This is a genomic window from Streptomyces sp. NPDC055254, assembly GCF_053606025.1.
Genome location: NZ_JBSGQV010000021.1, coordinates 98,783 through 114,519 on the forward strand (window position 1 = coordinate 98,783; position 15,737 = coordinate 114,519).

16 protein-coding genes are annotated in these 15,737 nt (G+C 74.2%); 10 read left to right on the top strand and 6 right to left on the bottom strand.

Annotation, left to right across the window (positions count from 1 at the left end):
• Positions 1-297: 297 nt before the first annotated feature.
• A complete protein-coding gene (glnII, locus tag ACWFQ8_RS20830) occupies positions 298-1,317 on the bottom strand; it encodes a glutamine synthetase (protein WP_453787734.1) in 1,020 nt (339 codons plus the stop codon).
• Positions 1,318-1,612: 295 nt separating this feature from the next.
• Here glnII and ACWFQ8_RS20835 point away from each other — a divergent pair, with 295 nt between their 5' ends.
• A complete protein-coding gene (locus ACWFQ8_RS20835) occupies positions 1,613-2,491 on the top strand; it encodes a Gfo/Idh/MocA family protein (RefSeq protein WP_453787752.1) in 879 nt (292 codons plus the stop codon).
• Positions 2,492-2,533: 42 nt separating this feature from the next.
• On the opposite strand, the gene ACWFQ8_RS20840 is transcribed toward ACWFQ8_RS20835, so the two are convergent.
• The 3 genes from ACWFQ8_RS20840 to ACWFQ8_RS20850 all read right to left on the bottom strand — a co-directional run bounded on the left by ACWFQ8_RS20840 (position 2,534) and on the right by ACWFQ8_RS20850 (position 5,014).
• Positions 2,534-3,112: a hypothetical protein gene (locus ACWFQ8_RS20840; protein WP_453787735.1), complete on the bottom strand. Its 579-nt coding sequence runs from the start codon at positions 3,110-3,112 to the stop codon at positions 2,534-2,536.
• Positions 3,113-3,253: 141 nt separating this feature from the next.
• Positions 3,254-4,636, bottom strand: coding sequence for a MocR-like pyridoxine biosynthesis transcription factor PdxR (pdxR, locus tag ACWFQ8_RS20845; RefSeq protein WP_453787736.1), 1,383 nt, complete (start codon positions 4,634-4,636; stop codon positions 3,254-3,256).
• A gap of 6 nt (positions 4,637-4,642) precedes the next feature.
• The gene (locus tag ACWFQ8_RS20850) at positions 4,643-5,014 is read right to left on the bottom strand and encodes an ArsC/Spx/MgsR family protein (RefSeq protein WP_453787737.1); all 372 of its coding nucleotides are present in this window, start codon (positions 5,012-5,014) and stop codon (positions 4,643-4,645) included.
• A gap of 106 nt (positions 5,015-5,120) precedes the next feature.
• On the opposite strand from ACWFQ8_RS20850, the gene ACWFQ8_RS20855 reads away from it, so the two are divergent.
• Positions 5,121-5,372, top strand: coding sequence for a hypothetical protein (locus tag ACWFQ8_RS20855; RefSeq protein ID WP_453787738.1), 252 nt, complete (start codon positions 5,121-5,123; stop codon positions 5,370-5,372).
• A gap of 116 nt (positions 5,373-5,488) precedes the next feature.
• Here ACWFQ8_RS20855 and ACWFQ8_RS20860 read toward each other — a convergent pair whose 3' ends face one another.
• Positions 5,489-6,586, bottom strand: a complete 1,098-nt coding sequence (locus tag ACWFQ8_RS20860; RefSeq protein WP_453787739.1) for a PP2C family protein-serine/threonine phosphatase — start codon at positions 6,584-6,586, stop codon at positions 5,489-5,491.
• Positions 6,587-6,894: 308 nt separating this feature from the next.
• Here ACWFQ8_RS20860 and ACWFQ8_RS20865 point away from each other — a divergent pair, with 308 nt between their 5' ends.
• From ACWFQ8_RS20865 to ACWFQ8_RS20875, 3 genes are all read left to right on the top strand, one after another.
• Positions 6,895-7,554 (top strand): VIT1/CCC1 transporter family protein, encoded by a 660-nt coding sequence (locus ACWFQ8_RS20865; RefSeq protein ID WP_453787753.1) that lies wholly within the window; start codon positions 6,895-6,897, stop codon positions 7,552-7,554.
• A gap of 295 nt (positions 7,555-7,849) precedes the next feature.
• Positions 7,850-8,737 (top strand): TIGR01777 family oxidoreductase, encoded by an 888-nt coding sequence (locus ACWFQ8_RS20870; RefSeq protein ID WP_453787740.1) that lies wholly within the window; start codon positions 7,850-7,852, stop codon positions 8,735-8,737.
• 259 nt (positions 8,738-8,996) lie between these two features.
• Positions 8,997-10,268, top strand: a complete 1,272-nt coding sequence (locus tag ACWFQ8_RS20875; protein WP_453787741.1) for an NAD(P)/FAD-dependent oxidoreductase — start codon at positions 8,997-8,999, stop codon at positions 10,266-10,268.
• Positions 10,269-10,317: 49 nt separating this feature from the next.
• Here ACWFQ8_RS20875 and ACWFQ8_RS20880 read toward each other — a convergent pair whose 3' ends face one another.
• Positions 10,318-11,757, bottom strand: coding sequence for a regulator (locus ACWFQ8_RS20880; RefSeq protein ID WP_453787742.1), 1,440 nt, complete (start codon positions 11,755-11,757; stop codon positions 10,318-10,320).
• 382 nt (positions 11,758-12,139) lie between these two features.
• Here ACWFQ8_RS20880 and ACWFQ8_RS20885 point away from each other — a divergent pair, with 382 nt between their 5' ends.
• The 5 genes from ACWFQ8_RS20885 (at position 12,140) to ACWFQ8_RS20905 (ending at position 15,621) form a co-directional block, all read left to right on the top strand.
• On the top strand, positions 12,140-12,493 hold the full coding sequence (locus tag ACWFQ8_RS20885) for a hypothetical protein (RefSeq protein WP_453787743.1): 354 nt from the start codon (positions 12,140-12,142) through the stop codon (positions 12,491-12,493).
• Between the two features lie 76 nt (positions 12,494-12,569).
• Positions 12,570-13,397 carry a lipoyl(octanoyl) transferase LipB gene (gene lipB, locus ACWFQ8_RS20890; RefSeq protein WP_453787744.1) on the top strand — a complete coding sequence of 276 codons (828 nt, stop codon included), beginning with the start codon at positions 12,570-12,572 and terminating at the stop codon, positions 13,395-13,397.
• A gap of 109 nt (positions 13,398-13,506) precedes the next feature.
• Entirely contained in the window at positions 13,507-14,460 is a 954-nt protein-coding gene (gene lipA, locus ACWFQ8_RS20895; protein WP_453787745.1) for a lipoyl synthase, read from the top strand.
• A 254-nt stretch (positions 14,461-14,714) separates the two neighbouring features.
• Positions 14,715-14,912 carry an SCO2195 family GlnR-regulated protein gene (locus ACWFQ8_RS20900; protein WP_453787746.1) on the top strand — a complete coding sequence of 66 codons (198 nt, stop codon included), beginning with the start codon at positions 14,715-14,717 and terminating at the stop codon, positions 14,910-14,912.
• A 10-nt stretch (positions 14,913-14,922) separates the two neighbouring features.
• Positions 14,923-15,621 (top strand): DUF4191 domain-containing protein, encoded by a 699-nt coding sequence (locus tag ACWFQ8_RS20905; RefSeq protein WP_384543482.1) that lies wholly within the window; start codon positions 14,923-14,925, stop codon positions 15,619-15,621.
• Positions 15,622-15,737: the final 116 nt, after the last annotated feature.

Below are 15,737 nucleotides of genomic sequence, written 5' to 3' on the forward strand. Positions count from 1 at the left end.
GCTCGAGGTCGCTGCGACCGTTCGAGGTGTGCGAGTGGCTGGCCATGCGCTCATTCAAGCAGATGTCCGGGTCCCGGGGCAGACCTTGTCTCACAGGGTGGATCGGAATCTCATATTCCGTGATCATGGTCGGTCAAAACCCGGACATTCCGTCAACGCGGCGGCTGCGCAAGGGCGTCCGGGCGCGCGGTGTCCGGGCCCGCGGTGTCCGAGCCCGTACGGCGACGCCCGCCGGAGCTCGATGGCTCGGCGGGCGTCGTCATGGGTGGCGAGGGCGGTCATGGCGTGCGACCGGTCTCAGACCAGGCCGTCCTTCTCCAGGCCGGCGCAGCAGGTGTCCGTGATGAGGCGGGTCACCACGTACGGGTCCACGTTCGCGTTCGGGCGGCGGTCCTCGATGTAGCCCTTGCCGTCCTTCTCCACCTGCCACGGGATGCGCACGGACGCGCCGCGGTCGGAGACGCCGTAGCTGAACTCGTTCCAGGGGGCCGTCTCGTGCAGGCCCGTCAGGCGCTCGTCGATGCCGGCGCCGTAGTTCTTCACGTGGTCCAGCGGCTTCGAGCCGTCGCCCAGGGCCTCGCAGGCGGAGATGATCGCGCGGTAGTCCTCGCGCATCGCCTTCGTGGAGAAGTTGGTGTGCGCGCCGGCGCCGTTCCAGTCGCCCTTGACGGGCTTCGGGTTCAGCGTCGCCGACACGTTGAAGTCCTCGGCGGTGCGGTAGAGCAGCCAGCGGGCGATCCACAGCTGGTCGGAGACCTCCAGCGGGCCGACCGGGCCGACCTGGAACTCCCACTGGCCCGGCATGACCTCGGCGTTGATGCCGGAGATGCTCAGGCCCGCCACGAGGCAGTGGTCCAGGTGCTTCTCGACGATCTCGCGGCCGAAGATCTCGTCGGAGCCGACGCCGCAGTAGTAGCCGCCCTGCGCGGCCGGGAAGCCGTTGACCGGGAAGCCGAGCGGGCGGGACCCGTCGAAGAAGGTGTACTCCTGCTCGATGCCGAAGATCGGCTCCTGCCCGGCGTACTTCTCCGCGACCGGACGCAGCAGGGCGCGGGTGTTCGACTCGTGCGGGGTCATGTCGATGTTCAGGACCTCGCACAGCACCAGGACGTCGTCCCCGCCGCGGATCGGGTCCGGGCAGGAGAACACCGGCTGCAGCACGCGGTCGGAGGCGTGGCCCTCGGCCTGGTTCGTGCTCGATCCGTCGAAGCCCCAGATCGGCAGGGCGTCGCCGTCCCCGAGGATCTTCGTCTTGGAGCGAAGCTTCGCCGTCGGCTCGGTGCCGTCGATCCAGATGTACTCAGCCTTGTAGCTCACGGGCCCCATCCTCAGACTCTGCGGGTCGCTGCGGTGATGACCGCAGCGTGCCCCTCCGCGATTTCCCTTCCGTTGCCCGGGTGTGAACCCCGTGTTACCGGGGTTTGCACCGCAGGTCGGGCGGGATGTGCGGGTTGGTGGCGGGGCGCCCGCCCGGGTGGGGCAGACTGGCCCGGTGAGCACTTCGTCTGCTGTGAACCCCGCTGGAGGTCCCTCCGGAGACCCCTCCGCCCACCTCGCCGCGGATCCTGCCGAGCGTGCCGTCGGCCAGGCTTTCGCAGGCCGCCGCCCCCGGATCGGACTCCTGGGCACCGGTCCCTGGGCACACCGCACGCACGCCCCCGCGCTGGCCGCGCACCCGGGCTCGGAATTCGTCGGAGTGTGGGGCCGACGCCCCGAGGCGGCGGCCGAGCTGGCGCGCGAGTACGGCGTGAAGGTGTACGAAGACCCCGACGCGCTGTTCGCCGACTGTGACGCCGTGGCCTTCGCCCTGCCGCCGGACGTCCAGGCTCCGCTGGCCGTGCGGGCCGCTGCCGCCGGCTGCCACCTGCTGCTCGACAAACCCGTCGCCACCACCGTGGAGGAGGCCCGGTCCGTCGCCGACGCCGCGGCCCGGCACCGGGTCGCCTCCGTGGTCTTCCTCACCCTCCGCTTCGCCGAGCCCACCGCCGGCTGGGTGGCGGAGCAGGCCGGACGCTCCGGCTGGTTCACCGCGGCCGCCCACTGGCTCGGCGCCGTCTTCCCGCCCGACGGCACCCCCGGCGCGTACGCGGACTCGCCCTGGCGCAAGGCCAAGGGGGGCCTGTGGGACGTCGGCCCGCACGCCCTGTCCGTGCTGATCCCGATTCTCGGCGAAGTCACCGAGGTCAGCGCCACCCGGGGCCCCTCCGACGTGGTGCAGCTGGCCCTGCGGCACGCCTCCGGCGCCGCCAGCACCGCCGTGCTCAGCCTGGGCGCACCGCGCGAGGCGGCCGGGGTGGGGCTGGAACTGCGCGGCGCCGAGGGCGTGTACGCGCTGCCCGGCTGGAGCGACGTGCCGGGCGCCTACGGGCGGGCCCTGGACGCACTGCTCGACGCCGCGAGGACGGGCGTACCGGATCCGCGCGGGGCCGAGTTCGGGGCCCGGCTGACGGAGATCCTGGCGCAGGCGCAGGCGCAACTCCCCGAGGAGTGACAGGGTCGGGGTCCCGGTCCGGCCCCGGGTCCCGGCCCGGGGCTATTTGATGACCGCGTTCGCCACGATGATGACGAGCCCGATCGTGGCGTCCGCCATCCCGATCAGCAGCGACGTGCCGATCCGGTAGCCCACGCGCAGCGCCACGAAGGAACCCCAGGCGAACAGCAGGGCCGTGTTCAGGCCGAGCCCGACCGCGGTCACCCCGTACGGGTCCCAGCCCGTCAGCCCCGCCGTGACCAGCAGCAGGACGGTGGGCAGGGTGGCCACGATCATCGGCCACTCGTTCCACAGGGCCCGCCCCAGCACCCTCCACCGGTCCCGCGCGGAGCCGCGCTGATGGACGGTCATGTGGTGCGAGTAGCCGTGCGCGAGCGCGGCCGCGCACGCCGTCACGAGCACCCAGCTGGCGTCGTAGAACGGCGTGTACTCCTCGCCCTTCTGGTGCAGCGCCGCCAGCAGTCCGCTGGCCAGGACCGTCCCGTACACCCCGCCGAACATCCAGTCCGCCCCGCGTCGGGGCGGAGGAAGCGGCGCGGGCCCCGAGGGCTGCGCGTGCGGCAGGGGATCGGGACCGCGCTCGGGTCGCGGGCGGGGGTCCGGCGGGGACTGCTCGTTCACCAGGGGTCCTTCGGTACGGTATCTCCACTTTTGTTGCCGGGTTCACCCTACGAGGCGGGACGTGGGGGCGAGATGAAGGCCGCGGGGGCGGGATGAGGGCCGAGGGGCCGCGCCCCGGCGGCGCACCGCGCCCGCGCCGGGTCACGTCACCCGGCGGACCACGTCCACCAGCGCCTCCAGGGCCGCGCCGAAGGCATGGTCGCCGGGGGCCGCGTAACCGACCACCAGCCCCTCGCGGGCCGGACCGGGAGCGGCGGGACTGCGGTAGCCGGACAGTCCGTCCAGGGCCAGGCCCGCCGCCCGCGCAGCCGCCAGGGCCGGCGCCTCGCGGCCGGGCGGGAGTTCGACCACCGCGTGCAGCCCGGCGGAGATGCCCGTCACCCGGGCCCCCGGTGCGCGTGCCGCAAGGACGGAGACCAGTCGGTCGCGCCGCTCCCGGTAGCGGCGCCGCATCCGGCGGACGTGCCGGTCGTATCCGCCGCACTCGATGAAGTCGGCCAGCGCCAGCTGGTCCAGCGCGCTCGCCCAGGACTCCCGCAGGCCCTTCGCCGCCAGCACCTCGGCGGCCTGCCGGTCCGGGAGGACCAGCCAGCCGAGGCGGATCGCCGGCGAGAGGCTCTTGCTCAGCGAGCCCGCGTACACGACGTGCTCGGGGGCCAGTCCCTGGACGGCGCCGACCGGTTTGCGGTCGTAGCGGAACTCCCCGTCGTAGTCGTCCTCGACGATCAGGCCGCCGGTGGCGCGCGCCCACTCCACGGCGGCGGCGCGCCGCGCCGGCAGCAACCGCGCCCCGGTCGGGAACTGGTGGGCCGGGGTGAGGAGCAGCGTACGGGCCCGGGAGGGCAGTTCCGCGGTCCGGGCGCCGTCCTCGTCGACCTCGACGGGGTGCGGGCGGACCCCGGCGGCGTCCAGGACGCCGTGGTGGAAGGGGAGTCCGTACGCCTCCACCGCCCAGTCCCGGGGCCGTACGGAGGCCAGGAGCCGCAGGCCGTTGGCGAAGCCGGAGCAGACCACGACGTTCTCCGGGCCGGTGCGCACGCCCCGGGTGCGGGAGAGGTAGTCCGCCAGGGCCCGCCGCAGCTCGGGGCGGCCGCGCGGATCCTGGGGGCCGAAGGCTTCGGTGGGCGCCCCGGTGAGGGCCCGCCGGGCGCTGGCGGCCCAGGGGCCGCGGGGGAAGGAGGCCGGATCCGGCTTGCCCTGCACCAGGTCGTGCCGGGGCTTCCCGGCCGCCGGCCCGGCCGGAGCGGCCCGTACCGCCGAGGTCGCGGCGCCCTCCGCCACCCGGGTGCCGGAACCCTGGCGGGCCGTGAACCAGCCCTCCGCCACCAGCTCGGCGTAGGCGTCGGCGACGGCGTTGCGGGCCAGGCCCAGGTCGGCGGCGAGCGTCCGGTACGGCGGCAGCCGCGTCCCGCCGGCGAGCCGGCCGCTGCGCACGGCTTCCCGCAGGGCCCGGGCCAGGGCGGTCCGGCGGGCGCCCTCGGCGGGGAGTTCGAGGTGCAGGTCGAGGCCGGCGGTGGGGTGCATGGCGTCTCAGGCCTTGCGGGACAGGGCCTCGCGGACGGCGTCCTCGGAGCGGGCCACCACGGCCGTGCCGTCCTCGGCGGTGATGATCGGACGCTGGATCAGCTTCGGGTGCGCGGCCAGGTGCGCGATCCACCGGCCCCGCGCCTCCTCGGTCTCCTCGCGCGGCAGCTCCCGTACCCCGCTCTCCCGGGCCAGCGGGTCCGAGGTGCGCGTGATGTCCCACGGCTCCAGCCCCAGCCGGCCGAGGACCTCGCGGATCTCGGCTGCGGAGGGCACGTCCTCCAGGTAGCGCCGCACGGTGTACTCGGCGCCCTCGGCGTCCAGCACGGTGAGCGCGGCGCGGCACTTGGAACAGGCGGGATTGATCCAGATCTCCATGCCGACAACCCTATCCAGAGTCGGTCCGGCCAGGGCTTTTGTCAGTGGTCCCCAGTAAAATCGAGGAAGAACGACAGGAAGCCAACTACCGTTTGGGAGGCTGTAGATGGCCACTGCCACCACCATTCAGCACGTCAAGAAGAAGCCGCTGCCGGCGGGGCTGCCCCGCGAGTGGTACGAGAGCCACAACCGCCGTCTGAAGGCCATGCGGTTGGCGATATCCCTGCTCGACTCGGGGACGTACGACGCGAAGCGCGCGACCAACCGGAAGATCCGGACGATGGCCGTCCGGACGGGGATCCACCGGCCGTCCAACGTCACCTGCAGGCTGGTGCGCGCGTTCATCCGCGAGTCGTAAGGGTCCGACCGACCGTCCGACCGTCCGACCGTCCGACCGTCCGACCTCCGGGAAGCCGGTGAGCCGCCGCCCCCGCGCGCGGCCCGCGGGGCTTCCCGGAGCCCCGGACCAGCGGATCAGTGCGCGCCCGGCAAGCCGTCCAGCGAGAGCAGGAGCAGCGCCACGTCGTCGCGGGGCCCGCCGTCCGTGTAGGAGGCCAGGTCGCGCCAGACCGCCCGGACCAGCCCGTCCGGCTCCCGGGCCAGCACCGGCAACCGGGCGGTCAGGGGGTAGAAGCGCCCTGCGACGTCCCGGGCCTCCGTCACCCCGTCGGTGTACAGCAGCAGCCGGTCCCCGGGCAGGAGCGGCAGTTCGGTCACGGCCGGCGGCGCCGGACCCGCGAGCCCGAGCCCCAGCGGAGGGCCCGGCTCCACGGCGATCTCCTCGACCCGGGCCCCGCGCAGGCGCAGGGCCGGGGGGTGCCCGCACGACACCATCCGAACGAGGTCCCGGCCGGGCGGGACCTCCAGCAGGATCGCCGTCGCGAACAGCTCCGGGTGCTCCACCGAGACGTCGTCCGCCGAGTCCGCCAGCAGCCGCCGGTCCAGCCGGGCCGCGACCGCCGCCAGCTCCGTGTCGTCGAGCACGGCCTCGCGGAAGGCACCGAGCAGCGAGGCCACCGTGGCGACCGCCGCCAGACCGTGCCCCTGCACGTCCCCGACCAGCGCCCGGACCCCGTAGGGCCCCGCCCGTACGTCATAGAGGTCCCCGCCGACCAGGGTGCCGCGCTGCGCCGCCCGGTACAGGCCGGAGCAGCTCACCGGGCCCACCCGTTCCGGCACCGGCGGGAGGACCGCCAGCTGGGCGGCCTCCGCCACCGTCCGTACGTTGACCAGCTGGGCGTCGCGGCGCCGCCGCACCCAGGCGATCACCACGCTCAGCAGCCCGACGGCGGCCACGGTGGCGAGGTCGGAACCCCTGGCCTGGGCGATCCCCAGGCCGGGGAGGCCCAGCAGGAGCAGCACCAGTGCGGCGAAGCAGGCGGTCCCGGCCGGCCCGTACGCGAAGGCGGCCACCGGGGGCAGGCCCGCGAGGAAGTACCCCAGCTCCACGTCGCCGGGTGTGGCCAGCTGGGCGAGCACCAGCACGACGAGCGCCACCACGGGCGCGAACCGGGCCCAGCGCGGCGGAGGCTCCCCGCGCAGCCAGCCCGGCTCCTCGCGTCCGTGTCTCACCCCTCCACCCTGGTACGCGGGCCGGGCGCGCGCACCCCGGACCCCTCCTACGGGTGGCCGGGGCCGGCCGGGGCCGAGACAGTGGTGGCGTGACGGAAGACGAGGGCCGGGCCCGGGACCGGGACCGGGGCGCGGGCAAGGAGCAGGGCCGGGAACCGAGCGGGCCGGGCAAGGAGCAGGGCCGGGCGCCGGGCCGGGCGGGCAAGGAGCCGGGCCGCGAGCCGGGCCGGGCGGGCCGGGCGCCGGGCCGGGCGCACGTCGAGGCCCACGGCGCGGCCCCGGTCGGCGGCGGCTCGCAGAGCGCGGAGATCAGCACCCGGCTCAATTGGCTGCGCGCGGGGGTGCTCGGTGCCAACGACGGGATCATCTCCACCGCAGGCCTGGTCGTCGGCGTGGCCGGCGCCACCACGTCCCGTTCGGCGATCCTCGCGGCGGGTGTCGCCGGGCTGCTGGCGGGGTCGCTGTCGATGGCGGCGGGGGAGTACGTCTCGGTCAGCTCGCAGCGGGACTCCGAGCGGGCCGCGCTGGAACTGGAGCGCCGGGAGCTGGCGGAGGAGCCGGAGGCGGAGCTCGACGAGCTCACCGACCTGCTCGCGGCCCGGGGCCTGAGCCGGGACCTGGCCGGGCAGGCGGCCGAGCAGCTGACGGAGCGCGACGCGCTGCGGGCCCATGCCCGGGTGGAACTCGGCATCGACCCCGACGAGCTGGTCAATCCGTGGCACGCCGCGCTCGCCAGCCTGGTCGCCTTCACGGCGGGTGCGCTGCTGCCGTTGCTGGCGATCCTCCTGCCGGGGTCGTCGGCGCGGGTGCCGGTGACGGCGGCCGCCGTGCTCGCTGCGCTCGTGCTGTGCGGGGTGGTGAGCGCGCGGCTCGGCGGGGCGCCGGTCGCGCGCGCGGTTCTGCGCAACGTGGCCGGCGGCGCCCTGGCGATGTGCATCACCTACGCGGTGGGTACCTGGCTCGGCTGACCCCGACGGCGAATTCCGGCCCCGGCCTTCGAGCCACGCCGGTGCGGTTCCAGCTCCGCCGATGCCGATCCGCACCGGCGCCGAGACGTAGCCCCCGCCGGTTGCGCGCCGCACGGGGGCCGAGACGTAGCCCCCGCCGGTTGCGCGCCGCACCGGGTCCGGCTTCCGGCCCCGCCGGCGTTAGAGGCGCGGGGTGCGGGGCGGAGCCCCGGTCTTTGCGCGGCACCGGGGTCGCGTCGCGGGCGCGCCCCGTCCACGTTCCCCCGCCGGCGAGGCGAAGCGGCAGGATGGGGGCATGCGTATCGCAGTCACCGGTTCCAGCGGGCTCATCGGCAGTGCCCTCGTGCGGTCCCTCCGGGGAGACGGGCACCAAGTGGTGCGGTTCGTGCGGCGGGCGCCCGCCGACGCGGACGAGGCGCGGTGGGATCCCGCGCGGGGCTACGTCGACCCCGACGGCCTGGCCGGGTGCGCGGCCGTCGTGCACCTGGCCGGCGCCGGGGTCGGCGACCACCGGTGGACCGCCGCCTACAAGCGGCGGATCCGCGACAGCCGCGTCCTCGGCACCGCCGCGATCGCCGACGCCGTGGCCGCCCTCGACCGGCCGCCCGCCGTCCTGGTCAGCGGTTCCGCCATCGGCTACTACGGCGACACCGGCGACCGGCCCGTGGACGAGGACGCCCTGGCCGGGCACGGTTTCCTGCCCTCGGTCTGCGTCGAGTGGGAGGCGGCCGCCGCGCCCGCCCGCGCGGCCGGCGTCCGGACGGCCTTCGCCCGTACCGGCCTGGTCGTCGCTCGGGAGGGCGGGGCCTGGGGACGGCTGTTCCCGATCTTCCGCGCCGGCGTCGGCGGCCGGCTCGGCAGCGGCCGCCAGTACTGGTCGTACATCTCCCTCCGGGACGAGGTCGCGGCCCTGCGCCACATCATCGACTCCCCCTCCCTCTCCGGCCCGGTCAACCTCACCGCCCCCGAGCCGCTGACCAACCGCCAGGTCACGGCGGCCATGGCGCGGGTGCTGCGCCGTCCGGCGCTGCTGCCCGTACCGGCCCCCGCGCTGCGGATCGCGCTGGGGGAGTTCTCCGAGGACGTGCTGGGCAGTCAGCGGGTGCTGCCCGCCCGGCTGCTGGAGTCCGGCTTCGTCTTCCGCGACCCGGGCATCGAGCAGGCCCTGCGCGCCGCCCTCTAGACCGCCCGCCGCGGTCCCGGCGCGGTCCCGTCGCCGTGCCGGGCGGTCCGTCGCCGTCCCGTCGCCGTCGTCGCCGTGCCGGGCGGTCCGCCGCGTGCGGAACCGGGCCGGGTGCGACCGCCGTGCGACCGTTCGTGACCCGGATGCGACCGCGGTGCGACCGTTGTCGACCGCAATACTCCGGCGAACCGGGGTTCCCCCGGAGGCCGTCGGGGGAAGGAGGACGAGACACAGCCGCGCCGACCTCGGGGAGGGGCACGTGCTCAGCAGCGCACACCGGACCGCACACCATGCGGACGTCGTCATCGTAGGAGCCGGGGTCTCCGGACTCGCGGCCGCGCGCCACCTGATCGCAGCGGGAGTCACGGTCACCGTCCTGGAAGCCGCGGACGACCCCGGCGGGCGGATGGCCACCGAGTCGGCCGACGGGTTCCGGCTGGACCGGATCGGCCAGCTGCTCAACACCTCGTACCCGGAACTGGCCCGCACCCCGGGCCTGGAGGCCCTGCGCCTGCGCCCCTTCGCTCCCGGGGTCCTCGTCCACACCGACGGCAAACAGCTGCGGGCCGCCGCACTCACCCCGGCCCGGGCCCTGGCCAGCGGCTCCCTCGACCAGGCCCGGCTCAGCGCCGTGCTCGGGCGGTTCGCCGCCCTGCCCGAGGAACGGCTGCTCGCCCGTCCCGAACGCACCGCGCACGCCGCCCTGCGCGCGCGCGGCCTGCCGCCGCGCACCGCCAACGGCGTACTGCGGCCCCTGCTCAGCGCCCTGCTCCGCGACCCGGAGCTCACCACGTCCAGCCGGGTCGCCGACCTGGCGCTGCGCACCTTCGTCCGCGGCCGCCCGGCCGTGCCCGAGGGCGGCGCGGCGGCTCTGCCCGACCTGCTCGCCGCCGGCCTGCCGCCCGGCACCGTACGCACCGGGGTCCGGGTCCGGTCGGTGGCGACCAACCTGGTCACCACCGAGGAGCACGGCGCCTTCAGCTGCCGCTCCGTCCTCCTGGCCACCGGCGCCCGGGCCGCCGCCGAACTGCTGCCCGGCCTGCGCGTGCCCGCTTTCCACGAGGTCACCGTCCTGCACCACGCCACCCCGACGGCGCTGCCCCGGGACGGCTCGCTGCTCCTGGACGGGGACCCCGAATGGCCCCTCTCGCACACCGCCGTGATGAGCGCCGTCGACCCGACGCGCGCCCCGGCCGGCCGGAGCCTGGTCACCACCACCGTGCTCGGCCCGCCGCCCCCGAGGCGCACGGTCGCCTCCCGACTGGCCCGGCTCTACGAGAGCTCCACCCGGGACTGGGACCTGCTCGCCGTCCACCACACCCGGGAGGCCGTCCCCGCCATGCCCCCGCCGTACGACCGGCAGCGCCCGGTCCGGGTCCTCGCCGGGCTGTACGTGTGCGGCGACCACCGCGACATCAACACCGTCCAGGGCGCCCTGCACTCGGCCCGCCGCGCCACCACCGCCGTCCTGCGCGACTTCGGCATCCCGCTCCCGGCCGCCCCGGAACCCGCGCTTCCGGTGGCGGCCTGAGCGACCGCGCCCCGGGCCCGGTCCCCCCGCGGGACCGGGCCCCCGCGCCTCACGACAGCGCCGCGACCCGGTCCCGGTAGGTCCGCACCGCGGAGGCGTCCCGGTAGGGCTCCAACCGGCGCTCGAAGTCCCGCACGTACTCCACCGCGCGCACCGACCTCATCTCCATCGCCTGCTGCGCCGCCTCCGCGCCCAGCGCGCACGCCTGGTCCAGCTCGCCGAGCCCCAGCCGCGCCGTGGCCAGCACCACCCGGCAGAACAACCGCGACCGCGCGTAGCCGGGGGCCCGCAGTTGGAGCGAGCGCTCCGCGTGCTGGGCCGAGGCGCGGTACTGCTGGAGGTCCCGGTGGCAGTGCCCGAACTCGTCCGCCAGCTGCGCCTCGTCGAAGCACCGCGCCCAGTGCGGTACGTCGTCCCCGGGCCGGGCCGCGCCCAGCGCGCGCTCCGCCCGCACCAGCGAGGCCGTCGAGGCCCGCACCTCGCCGAGCACCGCGTGCCCGCGCGCCTCCGCCGAGTGCAGCAGCGCCTGGACCACCGGCGGCGGACCCGAGCCGACGCCCTGCTGGGCCACCCGCGCCAGCTGCACCGCCTCCCGGCCGTGCCCGAGGTAGACCGCCTGCCGGCTCATGGTGACCAGCACGTACGACCCGTACGGCCGGTCCGCGGCGGCCTGGGCCAGCCGCAGCGCCTGCACGAAGTACCGCTGGGCGAGCCCGTGGGCCGCGATGTCGTACGAGGTCCAGCCCGCGAGCCGGGTCAGATCGGCGGCGGCCGAGAACAGCCGCCGCCCCGTGGTCTCCCCGTAGGTGCCGCGGAGCATCGGCTCCGCCTCGTGCTCCAGGTAGCGCACCAGGGCCTGCCGCGCGTGGCCGCCGCCGTAGGCGTGGTCCAGGGTGCGGAACAGCTCGCCCACCGATCTCAGCGCCGCGATGTCCCCGCCGGTCACCCGCTGACCGGGGCCCCGGTCGATCTGCCGCTGCCGGGGCACCGAGACCCGCCCCTGGACCGGCACCCGGACCGAGGCCGGATCCGCGCCGCGGCCCACCCGCTCGTCGGCCCGGCCGATCAGCCAGTCCCGGCTCGGCACGACCAGCCCGGCCGGGGTGAAGGCGATCTTCCGCAGTTCGGCGTGGGAACCGGAGTCCTTGCGCCACAGCCCGCTCGCGATGTCCACGGCCTCTTCCGGAGTGGCCGCGAACTCCAGCCCCGCGTACACGGGCGCGCAGGCGTCCAGCCCCAGGTCCTGCGCGGAGAGCCGCCGCCCGAGGCGGCGGGTGAAGACCTCGGCGATCAGGGCGGGGGTCGTTCCGCGCGGCTGCTGCCCCCGCAGCCACCGGGTCACGGAGGTCTTGTCGTACCTCAGGTCGAGACCGTGTTCCAGGCCGAGCTGGTCGACGCGACGGGCGAGCCCGGCGTTGGAGAACCCGGCTTCCGCGATCAGCGCCGCGAGCTGCCGGTTGGGGACGCGCTGGGCAGGTCGTTCCGTCATCGGCTCCACGGTCTCCTGACGTGACGGACCGGAGACCCGGCCCTGTGACGGCGTGAATGTAGCGGCGAACTCCGCCCTTGCCGCCCTGTCTGCCCCACATTCATCCGATCGTGTGCAGAACAGGACCCGGGGTGGACAGTGGCGCGTGGCCAGGAAGCACTTTCCCCCTGGATCACAGGCTCGGAAGGATCGAAGGCGGAGCCCTTCGGCGCCCGGTGGGCCGAGTGCGGCGAGTGGAGCGCGACCACGCGTCCGGGACCTGTCGGCAGTAGCACATGGAGCAGGCCGTACGTCCAGGTCAGGGCCGCACTCACTCGTTCGTGTGCCCAGTTGGGAAGGCCCTTCACGGGCCGGCCTCATGGGTCCGCGTACGCTGCGGGCCATGAACCGCCGGCCCCGCACGGCGCGCCTTTCCGAGGAGCGTCCGGAATCCACCGCCCCGCTGCCCGCGCCCGAGCTCACCGAGGCGGAATGCAGGCGCTGCGGTACCTACATCGCCGGGCTCGACGGTCGCTACGCGTGCGGGGTGTGCGGCTGGGTCAACGACCACTCGGAGGGCCACCGGCGGTTGCCGCGCGATGACGAGGACCCGGACCGCCCGCCGAAGGGCCGGCGCCGGCCGAAGCAGCTGCCGCAACCGCCGCACGCACCGCTTTCCGAACCGGACGAACCGGCCGCACAGCCGGGCGCCGGACCTGCGCCGACGCGCGCCGCGGCCGGCGGGGCGGGGGCCTGAAGGGGCTCGCGCGGGCCGCCGTACCCTTGCTGCGTGCGGTACGTGCACACAGCAGGTTCAACGAGGAGGCGCTGCCGTGGCTGAGCTTGGGTTTGTCCATCTGGGCTTCGGACCGGAATCCGTCGAGTACACCGAGGCCTGGGAAGAGCAGCGCCGGGTGCACGCCGCCCGCTTCGCGGACGAGATCGAGGACACCTGCCTGCTGCTGGAGCACCTGCCGGTGTACACGGCCGGCCGGCGCACCGACCCGAGCGAGCGCCCGCTCGACGGCACGCCCGTCGTGGACGTGGACCGCGGCGGCAAGATCACCTGGCACGGCCCGGGCCAGCTGGTCGGCTACCCGATCATGAAGCTGCCCCGACCCGTGGACGTGGTCGCGCACGTCCGCCGCCTCGAAGAGGCCCTGATCCGCACGGCCGCCGAGTTCGGCCTGGAGACGACCCGCGTCGAGGGCCGCTCCGGCGTGTGGGTCCTCGAGGACCCCGCCGAGCGGCGGAGCGCGACCGCAAGCACGGAGCAGGGCCCCGGGACCGGCGGTCTCTCCCTCGACCTGGACCCCCGGCTGCACGACGAGGAGTTCGACGCCCGGCTGAACGGCCCCGAGTACGCCCCGTCCAACGCCGGCCAGCGCCGTGAGGACCGCAAGCTCGCCGCCATCGGCATCCGGGTCGCCAAGGGCGTCACCATGCACGGCTTCGCGATCAACGTGAACCCGGACAACACCTGGTTCGACCGGATCGTGCCGTGCGGGATCCGGGACGCGGGTGTGACCTCGCTCTCGTACGAGCTGGGCCGAGAGGTCACCATCGCCGAGGTGCTGCCGGTCGTGGAGCGGCACCTGCGGGACGTGCTGGAGCACGCGGAGCTCCGGCCCCGCGAGACCGAGCAGGCCGTGGGTTCGTAGCGGCGGGGGAATGCGGCCGACCGCCCCCGGGTTGGCCGTCGTAAGAGCGTGTGAAATTACGGGCGTACCCTGGTGGACGCCGAAGAATCGAAGTCACAGGGAGCCGGTCGTGTCCGCAATCGCACCCGACGGACGCAAGATGCTGCGCCTGGAGGTCCGCAACGCCCAGACCCCCATCGAGCGCAAGCCCGAGTGGATCAAAACCCGGGCGAAGATGGGTCCCGAGTACACCAAGATGCAGGCCCTGGTGAAGGGCGAAGGACTGCACACGGTCTGCCAGGAAGCCGGTTGCCCCAACATCTACGAATGCTGGGAGGACCGCGAGGCCACCTTCCTCATCGGTGGCGACCAGTGCACCCGGCGCTGTGACTTCTGCCAGATCGACACGGGCAAGCCCGAGGCCCTCGACCGGGACGAGCCGCGCCGGGTGGGCGAGTCCGTGGTCACGATGGACCTGAACTACGCCACCATCACCGGCGTCGCGCGCGACGACCTGGCGGACGGCGGCGCCTGGCTGTACGCGGAGACCGTGCGCCAGATCCACCAGCAGACGGCGGCCCGTGAGAGCGGCCACACCAAGGTCGAGCTGCTGGCCCCCGACTTCAACGCGATCCCGGAGCTGCTGGAGGAGGTCTTCGCCTCCCGCCCCGAGGTCTTCGCGCACAACGTGGAGACGGTGCCGCGGATCTTCAAGCGCATCCGCCCCGGCTTCCGCTACGAGCGCTCGCTCGACGTGATCACCAAGGCCCGCGCGTACGGCCTGGTCACCAAGTCGAACCTCATCCTCGGCATGGGCGAGGAGCGCGAGGAGGTCTCGCAGGCCCTCAGGGACCTGCACGAGGCCGGCTGTGAACTCATCACCATCACGCAGTACCTGCGCCCGTCGCCGCGGCACCACCCCGTGGAGCGCTGGGTGAAGCCGGACGAGTTCGTCGAGCTGGCGAAGGAGGCCGAGGAGATCGGTTTCTCCGGTGTGATGTCGGGCCCGCTGGTCCGGTCGTCCTACCGGGCGGGTCGCCTGTACACCCAGGCGATGGAGAAGCGCAGCCGAGCCGGAGCGTAGGCGGCGGGTCCGGCCGCACGGGAAGCGCGCCGCCGTCGCAGCGTGTCGTGAGGCGACGGACATGTGAAGTCGGGCACAAAGAATACTAGGCAGTAACACCGCAGTGGCGCGGCCCCTAGGCTCTTTCGGTAGAAGGAGTCCGGCGGGCCGCGTCGATGTTTCGGCGCGTTTGACCGGCCGGTCATGCGCTGGTAACACCATTCAGTGACGATAGGTCCACGCAACGCGCACGTCACCGTGAAGGGGATCGACATATGCAGGCCGCGCCCGTACGCGCCATCGCCATCCCGTCCCTCACCGACGCCTTCCGCGGGGTCGAGTCCCTGCTCATGAGCGGAGCCCGGCGCAACGCCTGGGCCGCCGTCCTCGAAGACCGCCGCAGGGCCAAGGACCGGGTCGAAACCGAACACGTACTTGAGGCCGCGGCGACCCGGACCCCGCAGGCCACGTAAACTTCGCTGTATGGCGAGGAAGTCAAACGCAGAGACTGCTGCGAACCCCGGGCGACTGAAGCAGATTGCCCTGACGTACAAGATGACGCGCAAGGCCGACCCGAAGGTCGGTCTGATCGTCGCGGGCGTGGGAATCGTCACCTTCGGTGTCTTTCTTGCGATCGGCTTCCTGATCGACCACCCGGTCTACCTGGGCATCCTGGGCTTCCTGGTGGCGTTCCTCGCGATGGCGATCGTCTTCGGACGACGGGCCGAGCGGGCTGCCTTCGGGCAGATGGAGGGACAGCCGGGCGCGGCCGCGGCCGTACTGGACAACGTGGGACGGGGTTGGACGACCACCCCGGCCATCGCGATGAACAAGAGCCAGGACATCGTCCACCGTGCCGTCGGCAAGGCCGGTGTGGTGCTGATCGGCGAGGGCAACCCGAACCGGGTGAAGCTTCTGCTCGCGAACGAGAAGAAGAAGATGGCCCGGATCATGCCCGACGTCCCGGTGCACGACTTCATCGTGGGCACGGGCGAGAACGAGGTGCCGCTCAAGAAGGTGCGCACCACGCTGCTCAAGCTGCCCCGCGTGCTGTCCGGCCCCCAGATCACCCAGATCAACGACAAGCTGCGCGCCATGGGCGACCTCATGAGCAATATGCCGCTGCCGAAGGGGCCGATGCCCAAGGGCATGCGGATGCCGCGCGGCGGGAAGATGCGCTAACCCCGGCCGATCACCTGATCGGCTGAGCGGCTCAGACGCTTTTCGTATACGACATGGGGGCGGGGGCGGGGGCCGGCCGGGGTGGGGGGGGGCGGCCAGCAGCGGGGGGCGGACGG